The sequence below is a fragment of the Longimicrobiaceae bacterium genome (assembly GCA_035696245.1).
GTDB lineage: Bacteria > Gemmatimonadota > Gemmatimonadetes > Longimicrobiales > Longimicrobiaceae > DASRQW01.
Genome location: DASRQW010000469.1, coordinates 1 through 9,723, shown reverse-complemented (window position 1 = coordinate 9,723; position 9,723 = coordinate 1). Strand labels below are relative to the sequence as shown.

Below are 9,723 nucleotides of genomic sequence, written 5' to 3'. Positions count from 1 at the left end.
ATGCGCTCGCGCGGGCGGTCGGCGTGGTGCCGCAGGGGGAGGAGACCGTCTTTCCCATCAGCGTGCGGGAGATGGTGGCGATGGGGCGCTACCCGCACCTGGGCCCGTGGCGCCGCGAGGGCGAGCACGACCGCGCGGCGGTGGACGCGGCGATGCGCCGGTGCGACGTGCACGCGCTGGCGGACCGCGCGCTCGCCACGCTCTCGGGCGGCGAGCGGCAGCGGGCGCGGGTGGCGCGGGCGCTCGCGCAGGAGCCCGGCACGCTGGCGCTGGACGAGCCCACCGTGGCCCTCGACGTGAGCCACGAGATGGCGATCTTCGAGCTGCTGCGCGACCTGGGGCGGGCGGGGACCACCGTGCTGCTGGTGACGCACAACCTCAACCTGGCCGCGCGCTACGCAGACCGCCTCGTGCTCCTCCACGCCGGCCGCGTCGCCGCCGAGGGCGCGCCGGCACAGGTGCTGACGCGCGAGACGGTGGAGCGCGTGTACGGATGGCCGGTGCGCATCGACCCGCACCCCGGCCCCGGCCCGGACGCGGGCGCTCCGCAGGTTGTTCCGCTGGCCGGCGAAGCCTGCGTGCAGATGGACCACGCCCCCCACCCGTTCGCCGCGAGGAGGGGAGATGCGTGAAGGGCACGGAGATGCGCATCCGTCCGGCATCGTCGGTTCGGCGGCGGATGGCGGGCGGCTGAAGCCGCGGCAACAACGGCGCGAAGTCCCCCTGCGGGGACTGCCGGCACCGTCGCAGCCGCAACTCGGTTCAGCGCCCGGGCATCCGCGCACCATCGGCGTCCCGGCTCCGGCCGGCGAGGATGGCGCGGCATGTAGGGGTGCGATTCATCGCATCCGATCCCTTTCCGAATGCGCAGGCGGCTCGGCTCGTGACGCGCGGTCGGGTGATGCGCATCTCCCGTCGCGTGCCGAATCCGTGTCGTACCGACCCGCGGTCAGCAAGGCGTTCTCGCGGCTCCTCATCGTCGGCGCGATGGTGCTGATGCTGCCGCTGCGGGCTCTGGCGCAGTGGCCGGGCGAGATCGCCGGACGGGTGACGGATGCGCGGGGCTCGGCGGGTGTGGAGGCCGCGACGGTCGAGCTTCCCGCGGTCGGACGGACCGCTTCTACCGACGGCACGGGCGCGTTCATCCTCCGCGGGCTGGAGCCGGGCGAGTACCGCGTGGTCGTGCGTCGCGCGGGCTTCGCGGCGCGGGAGACGAGCGCGGCCGTGCGCAACGGCCAGGTCACGCGGCTGTTCATCTCTCTCCAGCCGGTGGATGTGGCCCTCGCCGCCCTGCGCGTCACGGCGGAGCGAGACCGGCTGGCGGACGGCACGCACGTGGGCCGCGCGGAGATCGAGCGCTCCGGCGCGCGGACGGCGGGCGACGTGATGGCGACGATGCCCGGCGTGGTGGTGCGCGAGAACGGCGTGGGCGCGGCGCAGACGGTGAGCATCCGCGGCAGCGCGCCGGGCGCCGTGCTGGTGCTGGTGGACGGCGTGCCCGCGAACGACCCGGTCACGGGCGAGGCCGACCTGAGCACCGTGCCCGCGCACTCGGTGCAGTCCGTGACGGTGCTGCCCGGCGCCCGCACCGCCCGCTACGGCCCGCGCGCCGAGGCCGGCGTGGTGCTGATCGAGACGCGCGCCGCCGAGCGCCGTCGCGAGGCGACCGTCACCGCCGGCTCTCTGCGCGAGCGCGCGGGCAGCGTGGAGTGGGGCGACGCGTTCCGCGGCGTCGCGTGGAGCGTGGGCGGGCAGGCGCGGAGCATCGGAGGCGAGTTCCACCACCCGCGCGACCCCGGCGATCCCACGCCCGTCATCCGCCGCAACGCGGACGTGGCGGAGTGGAGCGGCTTCGCGGCGGCGCAGACGCGCGCGGCGGGCGGCGACCTGCGGGTGCGTGGCGGAGTGGAGACGCTGGACCGCGGCATCCCCGGCCTCGGCTACGCGCCTTCGCTCCAGGCCCGCGAGACGCTGGACCGCGGCCGCGCATCGCTCGCCTGGCGGCGGACGACGGACGGAGGAGCCGCGTCGTTCGACGTTTCGGGCGTGACGCAGCGCGTGCGCTTCTCCGATCCCGCGCCGCCCTTCGGCCTGCCGTACGACACCCGCACCCGCGTGGGCTCGCTGCACCTGCGCGGGGAGGCGGAGCGCATCTCCCGAAGCTCGTGGCTGCGCGGGTACGGCGCGGGCGTGGAGGGCACGACGCAGCGCATCGATGCCGGCGCCTTGACGGAGACTGCGCCTCGGACGCGCACGGACGCGGGCACTTTCGCGCACGCCGCCGCAGGACGCACGTTCGGAGGCATCGACGCGGACCTCACCGCCGAGGCGCGCGCGGACCGCGACGGGGTGACGGGAAGATGGTACGCCACGCGGGCGCTCACGCTGGGCGCCGGCCGCGGCGGCGTGCGCGTGCAGCTCGCCAACCGCAGCGGCTTCTCGCCCCCATCCCTCGGCGATCAGTTCTTCCGCGAGGGCGTGGCTGTCGCGCCGAACCCGGACCTGCTGCCGGAGCGCGTGCCGAACGAGTGGGAGCTGGGCGCGTCCGCATCGCGCACCGTCGGTAGCGCCGCGCTCTCCGCCGGGGCCAGCGCGTACCGCGGAGACGTGCGCGGGATGATCGTGTGGCTGCCGGACTTCCGCTTCGTCTGGAGCCCGCGCAACACCAACGTGAAGCGCCGCGGTGTGGACGCCTGGGCCGACGCCGCGTGGCCCGCGCACGCCCTCCATCTCACCGCAAGCGGCTCGCTCGCCAAGGTGACGTACGACCGTCCCGGAGCGGACGACGACGTCCAGGTGGCCTACCGCCCCCGCCAGTCCGCCCAGCTCCGCGCCGGATGGGCGCCGGGGCGGTGGACGCTGGACCTGGGCACCCGCTACGTGGGCCGCCGCTTCCCCGACCCCAGCCGGGACAACCCGCTCCCCGGCTTCTGGACGTGGGACGCGGGCGTGGGCCGCGGGTGGCGCGCGGGCCACTTTGCGCTCGACGCAGCAGTCCACATCGACCGCCTGCTGGACGAGAGGTCCGCCCTCATCTCCGGCTACCCCGAGCCCGGCCGCCGGGCTCGCATCGACCTGCGCGTGAGTCGCGCGGGCACACCCTGAATCGATCGAGAAATCCTCATGCACAACGCAGTCGTCCGCCGTACCCTCGCCGTCCTGGCCGCCGCGCCGCTCCTGGCGCTTGCAGCCTGCGACGACACCGGGACCGGCGGAAGCACCCCCGCGGCGAACTATGCCGTGGTGCTCAACAGCACCGGCCGCTCGCTCACCGTCACCTCGACCAACGATCCCACGGCGAAGTTCACCATCGGCCTGGGCTCGCAGGGCAGCCCGGTCACGCTGGCCGCGCGCGGCAGCACGGTCGTGGTCCCCATGGGCAGCTACCCGTTCGCCGAGGTGGTGGACCTGAAGACGCGCACCGTCACCGACACGGTGCCGCTGCCGGCCAACTCCGGCGCCACCGGCGTGGCGTTCCTCAACGACTCCATCGCCGTCGTCGCCAACTCGAACCTGAACACCGTCACTCCGGTCAACGTCCTGCGCGGCACCACGGGCGCGCAGATCGCGGTCGGCGTCTTCCCGCAGGCCGTGGTGGCGGGCGGCAACCGCGTGTACGTCATCAACGCCCAGCTGGTGAACTTCACCCCCAGCGGCCCCGGCACCGTGAGCGTCATCGACGCGTCGGTGCACAACGCGGGCACCGTGCAGCTCACCGGCTTCAACCCGTCGGGTGGCGTGGTGGACAGCGGGCGCCTGTACGTTGTAAACTCAGGCAGCTTCGGCGCGAACGACGGCTCCGTCTCCGTCGTGGACGCCACGACGCTTCGCGAGACCTCGCGCGTCGCGGGCTTCGGCGACTTCCCCGGCGCCATCGCCGCGGGGCCGGACCACCGGCTGTACGTGGGCGTCTACGGCACCGGCGTGATCGTGTGGGACCCCGCCACCGGCTTCGTGCGCGGCGCGGGCAACCCGGTCAAGCCCGGCACCACGCCGCCCGTGTCCAGCCTGGGCTTCGACCGGCCCGGCCGCCTGTTCGTGCTGAACCCCGGCACCTGCCAGAACCCCGGCACCGTGTACCGCCTGACCGCCGCCTTCGCGGTCGATGCGCAGACCGAGACCGGCGTCTGCCCGTTCGCCATCGACTTCGCGAGCGTCCCGCAGGACTGAGCCCTTCCGCCGTACCCGCACAGATGCACCAGATCTCCACCGGAGCGGACGCCGCGCGCGTCCGCTCCGCCGCACCCTCGCAGCGCACCCGCGAACAGCTCCTTCGCCCGCTGGCCCTAGCCGCCGCGGCGCTCACGACCGTGCCCGTCCGCCTGCACGCGCCGGCGGATGCGGACGAGGTCCGCTCGTCCCTCGTCGCCTACCCCGTGGTGGGCCTGGCGATGGGCATCGCGCCCGCCCTGGCCCTGCTGCTCCCGCTGCCGCCTCTCGCCCGCGCCGCCCTCGCGCTCTGCGCCTGGGTCGCGGCGAGCGGAACGGCCGGACTGCGCGGATTCTCCGCATGCTGCGCCACCGCCTTCGCCCGCCGCCGCTCGCCGTACGCCAGCGCCGCGTCGGCGCGCCTGCGCATGCTGAACGTGCTGCGGTCACGGGAGATGGGCATCGGCGGCATGCTCGCGGCCGGTCTCCTGCTGGGCGCCAAGTGGGCCGCGCTGGCCTCCGCCCCGGCGGTCGCGCCCCTCGTCGCCGCGCCGCTCGCCCGCTGGCTCATGGTCTACGCCCTCGGGACCTACCCGGCTCCGGGCGACGCATCGTCCTCCGGTGACTCCGCCGTCCCGGTCTGGGGTGCCACCGCCGTCGCGATGGGCATCCTCCTCTACCTGACCTCCGTCGCCGCTTCGCCGCTGGGCATCGCCGTCGCCGTCTGCTCGGGCACGCTCGCGGCACTCGCGGCCGCCGGCTTCCTGGCGCGCCGTTTCGGTGGCCTTGCCCCGGCGGCGGCCTTCGCCATCGTCGAAATCGCGGAGGTCGCCGTCCTCATCGCGTTCCTCCTCCCCACGCCGCGCTGAACGCTCGCAGGCACCTCGGTAGATGAACGGCGCCGGACTCGATCTTCGCCCGCGTCCGGCGTGACGGCGGATGGGCCTGGATTGCATCTCCCGCCGAAACCTCCCCGGCGGATTCTCGTCGGTCCACCGTGGTCCTCCGCGCGTTCGGCCCGGTGGTGAGATGCACATCTCCCGAACCGGCATCGCGAACAGCGCTGCTCAGTGCTGGCGGCGATGAACGGCGGCGAGGCGGCATCCCATCTCCAAGCTCGACCACCTGCGGAGCTCACATGGACGAGATCGTGATCCGGCTGCACGACCGGCGGCTGGAGATGCGGCAGAAGCTGGACGTGCTGAACAACCTGCCGCCCGTGATCGCGCTGGCGACCGTCGGCCTGGAGGGCCTGCACGCCGCCAGCCCGTGGGCGCGCGCGTTCTCGTGGCTGGAGCTCGGCGTGGCCGCGCTGGTCGTGCTCACCGTCGCCCGGGAGATGCGCCACCTGCGCCGCCACACTCCGAAGACCGACGCGGACGATGCCGCGGCCATCGAGTGGGTGGACGTGGTCGCCGCGACGGTGCTGTTCACCGAAGCCGCGCAGCGGTACGTGCAGACCGGCAAGCCGTCGTACGCCGCCATCGCCGCCGGCATCTTCACGCTCGGCCAGGGTCGCCTCCGCGCGCACATGGTCAAGCGCCGCGGCCCGCGCCAGGTGCGCGTGAGCGACGAGGGAATCCGCGCCAAGCTGGCCGCCTTCCGCCGCTTCGACGTGCCGTGGGCCGACATCGCGCGAGTGGAGCGCGGGCCGAAGGTGATGTACCTGCACAACGTGTCGGGCAAGCGCCACCGCATCGGCATCAAGCGCTACTACGAGGGCGTGCAGGTCGCCGACGTCATCGTCGCGCAGGCCGCCGCCCGCGGCATCCCCATCACCGATGCCGCCCCCGCGCTCGTCCCCGTATCCGCCTGAGCGCATCCCGCGTGAGATTCACCTCGTCCTCTGAGCCAAGCCACAGGAGACGCTTGCTGGGTCACCTCCGCCGTGCCAGTCGGCATCTCCCAAAGGCTTGGTTGATCACGAGCCTTGAAAATCCGGCGGCGGCCCGCGACTACGGGCATCGCACGCTGCGCCCGCTTCGGGACAGTGGGTCGGCAGATGTGTTGCCTTCGCCCATGATTCCAGTCTCTCCGCGCAGCATACGTTTGGAGACGCAATTGCCCGTTCTGGCGTTCCTCCGTACATTCGATGCTCAGCCCCGCACAACACACATCGATCCACTCATGGAGCCGCGCATGAACAAGATCACGCTGTCGCCCGAGGACCTGCAGGTGTCGTCGTTCGAGACCGCCGCCAGCATTGCCCCCTCGCCGGACCGGATGATCGGCACCGATCCGACCGACCCGACGGACAACTCGTGGTGCTTCGTCTGCCCCGCGTACACCGAGTAATCATGCCGATCCGGCACCGTCGCTGACGGCGCCAGGGCGGAAGACGAGAGAGGAGGACCGGCTGCCGCGCCGGACCTCCTCTTTTCGCATCCGCGTACCGCATGTAGCAAACAGAAGGAGTGCGCCACATGTGCACGGTTGATCATTTCAAGACACAATTGCGCGTTTTGGAAGCTTGCCCTAGATTCGGCAGCCGGCCTCTTTCCCGCCACCTCTCATACGGAGAATCCCCATGCTGAAGCTCTCGATGGACGACCTGTCCGTCACCTCGTTCCAGACCGAGACGAGCGACCTGTACCGCCTGCCCACGATCGACAAGACGATCGACACCATCGGACCCATCTCGTACGACCCCACCGCCATGACGTACTGCTACGTCTGCCCGGTGTACCCGCAGACCGAGACCATCGCGTACTGACGCGGCGGCAGTCCATCTCCCCACACCCCACCCGAGATTCGACATGCAGAAGCTCACGCTCGACGCAGACTCGATCGAGGTTTCGTCGTTCCAGCCGGACCCGGCCACCGCGGCGCTGTACAGCCCGCAGCGGCCCACGACCGACCCCACCGAGGCGACGCACTGCTACGTCTGCCCGGTCTACCCGCAGCCCGGGTTCTGAGCCGCGGGGGGCGCCTCCCCGCGCCCCGCACCCCATCCATCACCCCACCACGGAGGCACGCATGGACAACAAGTTCAGACTCTCGGCCGACGAGCTCGAAGTGTCGTCGTTCCCCACCGAGCAGGCCCTCTCGGGCGGCTCGGTGGACCGGCTGTACATCACGATCAAGCCCACGACGGACCCCACGGCCAACACGTGGTGCTACATCTGCCCCGAGTACCCGCCGGCGACGGAGATCTGAGGCACCGGGCTGCGCAGCTTGCGCGGTCCCCAACCCACTCGATCCGAGGGAACCATGGAGCGACTGAAGCTGACGGCCGAGGAGCTGATCGTGGATTCGTTCGCCACGCAGATCCCCGGCGGTGACCCGAGCGACACCGGCCTGGCGGTGATGATCACCAACCCCACGGCCATGACGTACTGCCGCATCTGCCCCGAGTACCCGTACCCGGAGTGAGCCGGAAGACGGCTACGCAGCACGTGTGGACGAACGAAGAGGAGGACCGGGCATGGCGCCCGGTCCTCCTCTTCGTTTTCCGTCGCGGCCCAACCCGCCTGGAGATCAGGCGGATGCGGGCGCCTCGGCCGCGTTCCAGCCCATGCGCTCGCGGAGGGCGCTCACGTGGGCCACGTGGTGCCGGCCGTGCCAGGCGTACAGCGCCAGCAGCGCGTCCAGGTCCATGGGCCCGTTCTCCGGGTGCACCAGCCTGCGCTCGAAGTCTGCCGGCTGCATGCCGCGGAGCACCGCGTCCCACCGCTCGTGCAGCGCGTCGAGCAGCGCCAGCGACGTCTCCACCGGCACCGAGCGCGTGTCCGGCAGCTCGGCCCAGCGCGCCTCGTCGTACGGCTTGATGGTGGGCTCGCTCTCGGTGAGCGCCAGCTTGAAGCGGGTGTAGGCGTTCAGGTGGCTGTCCGGAACGTGGTGCGCGAGCTGGCGCACCGTCCACCCGCCAGGGCGGTAGGGCGTGTCGAGCTGGCCCTCGTTCAGGTCCTCCACCACGGCGCGCAGGCGGGCCGGCGTGGCCGCCACCTGCGCGATCAGCTCGCGGCGCTGGGCGTCGCTCAGGCGGCCGGGCCGCTCGAAGCGGCCCACGGGATAGCGGAGGTCGTCCATTGGCGGGGCCCCGTGTTCTGGAATGGAGAAGGGCGCGCCGGCCTTCCCGGCGCGCCCCGTACGATGCCTCCTCGCCGCCGCCCGTGCAAGCCGCCGCCTCGCATCCGCGGAAATACCCGTGCGCGACGGACGTGCTTCCGGCTTTCGATCTGCCGTCAGCCACGCATCTGCCGTCGGCTCCACATCTGCCGGGCTCACGCGGTCCCGCATCTCCCGAAAGGGTGCATGCGGCCGGGACCGATCAGCCCGAGTGGCGGTTCTTGTCGACGATGGCGGCGAGGATGAGGACGAACGCGACGAGGCGCAGGACGTACAGGCCCGGGTGCTCGGCGCGGTCGTGCACGCCCAGCGCCAGCCACGCGCGCTGCACCGCCAGCAGCCAGAACGCCGCGCCGAAGATGCCGAACAGCCGGTCGCGCGTCTCCCTCCAGAAGCGGAAGAAGAAGAGCCCGCCCACCAGGTAGCCCATCACGATGGCGCCCGACACGAACCCCATCACGACCGCGACTCCCACACCAGGCCGTACATGAGCAGCGCCAGCCCCGCCAGCGTGGGCAGCGAGCGCCACACCGACAGGTCCACGTCGGTGGCCACGCGCAGGTCCACGAAGAGCAGCACGTTGTTCAGCGCCAGGCCCGCGAAGCACAGGCCCGACCACAGGAGCAGCCGGGCGCGGCTGCGGTGGTAGCCGCGCAGCAGCAGCGCCGCGCACGCCAGGCTGGTGAGGCCGCACAGGGCGTAGACGAGGGTGCCCATCTATTTGAGCCGGAAGGCGTTGGCGAAGCTGCGCAGCGGGTCCGCGCGCCTCTCCAGCACCAGGTTGATGACGGCCACGCGGTTCTCGCGGTAGGCGGCGCATAGCGCATCCACCGTGGCGCGCAGGGCGGGGGTGCGGGGCGCGAACCGGTACGCCGGGTCCGCGCCGCCGCGCGACTCCAGGAACCCGGCCGAGCGACTCAAGCCGCAGCGTGGCCGAGGCCGGCACGGTGTAGACCGCGCGGCTCACGTCGGCCGCCGTCCACTCGCGCTCGGGGGCGCCGTGCAGCAAGAGCAGTATGTCCAGCTGCTCGGGCGACTGGATCTGCTCCTGCACGAACCGGCGCACCTCGGCCGGAACTTCCCTACCCGCCACGGGCCGTCCTCTCTCGTTGCGCGTGGCCTCCCGCCGGCGTGCGGCAGACCGCAAGAACGTATCATGTGCTTGGGCTCCCATGCAAATCCGGCGCCCGCCCTCGCCTGCTCCGCCCGGGCCATGCGCGACGTCCGCCGCCGCTGCTCGCCGCCCGGTGGACGGGCGTGGGAGGAAGCGCGAATGCGGACGGAGAGCGGCGGTTGCGCGGATCTTGCACCCGCCTGCCCCGAAGTCCCGCGCGCGACCTGACGAGAACGGACGGAGAGGACCTATGAGCCCATCGTGGACCAAGAAGGACGACGAGATGTACAGCAAGGTGCGCGAGAGCGAGCTGGACCGCGGCCTGTCGCCCGAACGCGCGGAAGAGATCGCGGCGCGCACCGTGAACAAGCGCCGCCGCCTGGAGGGCCGCA

14 protein-coding genes are annotated in these 9,723 nt (G+C 72.3%); 10 read left to right on the top strand and 4 right to left on the bottom strand.

Annotated elements, in window-relative coordinates; translation table 11 throughout:
* The 10 genes from VFE05_21150 to VFE05_21105 all read left to right on the top strand — a co-directional run.
* A partial coding sequence (locus tag VFE05_21150; protein ID HET6232596.1) for an ABC transporter ATP-binding protein occupies window positions 1–632 on the top strand: 632 nt, incomplete at its 5' end.
* A gap of 298 nt (window positions 633–930) precedes the next feature.
* The gene (locus tag VFE05_21145; GenBank protein ID HET6232595.1) at window positions 931–3,105 is read left to right on the top strand and encodes a TonB-dependent receptor; all 2,175 of its coding nucleotides are present in this window, start codon (window positions 931–933) and stop codon (window positions 3,103–3,105) included.
* Window positions 3,106–3,123: 18 nt separating this feature from the next.
* Entirely contained in the window at window positions 3,124–4,170 is a 1,047-nt protein-coding gene (locus tag VFE05_21140; protein HET6232594.1) for a hypothetical protein, read from the top strand.
* A gap of 23 nt (window positions 4,171–4,193) precedes the next feature.
* On the top strand, window positions 4,194–5,018 hold the full coding sequence (locus VFE05_21135) for an adenosylcobinamide-GDP ribazoletransferase (GenBank protein ID HET6232593.1): 825 nt from the start codon (window positions 4,194–4,196) through the stop codon (window positions 5,016–5,018).
* Window positions 5,019–5,287: 269 nt separating this feature from the next.
* Window positions 5,288–5,965, top strand: coding sequence for a hypothetical protein (locus VFE05_21130; protein ID HET6232592.1), 678 nt, complete (start codon window positions 5,288–5,290; stop codon window positions 5,963–5,965).
* 323 nt (window positions 5,966–6,288) lie between these two features.
* Window positions 6,289–6,444: a hypothetical protein gene (locus VFE05_21125; GenBank protein ID HET6232591.1), complete on the top strand. Its 156-nt coding sequence runs from the start codon at window positions 6,289–6,291 to the stop codon at window positions 6,442–6,444.
* A gap of 232 nt (window positions 6,445–6,676) precedes the next feature.
* Entirely contained in the window at window positions 6,677–6,862 is a 186-nt protein-coding gene (locus tag VFE05_21120) for a hypothetical protein (protein HET6232590.1), read from the top strand.
* A 43-nt stretch (window positions 6,863–6,905) separates the two neighbouring features.
* Window positions 6,906–7,064, top strand: a complete 159-nt coding sequence (locus tag VFE05_21115) for a hypothetical protein (protein HET6232589.1) — start codon at window positions 6,906–6,908, stop codon at window positions 7,062–7,064.
* 61 nt (window positions 7,065–7,125) lie between these two features.
* On the top strand, window positions 7,126–7,305 hold the full coding sequence (locus tag VFE05_21110; protein HET6232588.1) for a hypothetical protein: 180 nt from the start codon (window positions 7,126–7,128) through the stop codon (window positions 7,303–7,305).
* A 54-nt stretch (window positions 7,306–7,359) separates the two neighbouring features.
* Window positions 7,360–7,521, top strand: a complete 162-nt coding sequence (locus tag VFE05_21105; GenBank protein HET6232587.1) for a hypothetical protein — start codon at window positions 7,360–7,362, stop codon at window positions 7,519–7,521.
* Between the two features lie 105 nt (window positions 7,522–7,626).
* Here VFE05_21105 and VFE05_21100 read toward each other — a convergent pair whose 3' ends face one another.
* The 4 genes from VFE05_21100 to VFE05_21085 all read right to left on the bottom strand — a co-directional run bounded on the left by VFE05_21100 (window position 7,627) and on the right by VFE05_21085 (window position 9,138).
* Window positions 7,627–8,178: a putative metal-dependent hydrolase gene (locus VFE05_21100; GenBank protein ID HET6232586.1), complete on the bottom strand. Its 552-nt coding sequence runs from the start codon at window positions 8,176–8,178 to the stop codon at window positions 7,627–7,629.
* Window positions 8,179–8,419: 241 nt separating this feature from the next.
* Entirely contained in the window at window positions 8,420–8,674 is a 255-nt protein-coding gene (locus VFE05_21095) for a DUF5985 family protein (GenBank protein HET6232585.1), read from the bottom strand.
* Window positions 8,674–8,934, bottom strand: a complete 261-nt coding sequence (locus VFE05_21090; GenBank protein HET6232584.1) for a DUF5985 family protein — start codon at window positions 8,932–8,934, stop codon at window positions 8,674–8,676. Before VFE05_21090 ends, VFE05_21095 begins: the two co-directional genes overlap by 1 nt.
* On the bottom strand, window positions 8,935–9,138 hold the full coding sequence (locus VFE05_21085) for a hypothetical protein (protein HET6232583.1): 204 nt from the start codon (window positions 9,136–9,138) through the stop codon (window positions 8,935–8,937).
* Between the last annotated feature and the right edge of the window lie 585 nt (window positions 9,139–9,723).

What these genes read in the sequence shown, in the direction of transcription:
- VFE05_21140 (HET6232594.1), top strand. Translation starts at nt 3,124, where the DNA reads ATGCACAACGCAGTCGTCCGCCGTACCCTCGCCGTCCTGGCCGCCGCG.
- VFE05_21135 (HET6232593.1), top strand. Translation starts at nt 4,194, where the DNA reads ATGCACCAGATCTCCACCGGAGCGGACGCCGCGCGCGTCCGCTCCGCC.
- VFE05_21130 (HET6232592.1), top strand. Translation starts at nt 5,288, where the DNA reads ATGGACGAGATCGTGATCCGGCTGCACGACCGGCGGCTGGAGATGCGG.
- VFE05_21125 (HET6232591.1), top strand. Translation starts at nt 6,289, where the DNA reads ATGAACAAGATCACGCTGTCGCCCGAGGACCTGCAGGTGTCGTCGTTC.
- VFE05_21120 (HET6232590.1), top strand. Translation starts at nt 6,677, where the DNA reads ATGCTGAAGCTCTCGATGGACGACCTGTCCGTCACCTCGTTCCAGACC.
- VFE05_21115 (HET6232589.1), top strand. Translation starts at nt 6,906, where the DNA reads ATGCAGAAGCTCACGCTCGACGCAGACTCGATCGAGGTTTCGTCGTTC.
- VFE05_21110 (HET6232588.1), top strand. Translation starts at nt 7,126, where the DNA reads ATGGACAACAAGTTCAGACTCTCGGCCGACGAGCTCGAAGTGTCGTCG.
- VFE05_21105 (HET6232587.1), top strand. Translation starts at nt 7,360, where the DNA reads ATGGAGCGACTGAAGCTGACGGCCGAGGAGCTGATCGTGGATTCGTTC.
- VFE05_21100 (HET6232586.1), bottom strand. Translation starts at nt 8,178, where the DNA reads ATGGACGACCTCCGCTATCCCGTGGGCCGCTTCGAGCGGCCCGGCCGC.
- VFE05_21095 (HET6232585.1), bottom strand. Translation starts at nt 8,674, where the DNA reads ATGGGGTTCGTGTCGGGCGCCATCGTGATGGGCTACCTGGTGGGCGGG.
- VFE05_21090 (HET6232584.1), bottom strand. Translation starts at nt 8,934, where the DNA reads ATGGGCACCCTCGTCTACGCCCTGTGCGGCCTCACCAGCCTGGCGTGC.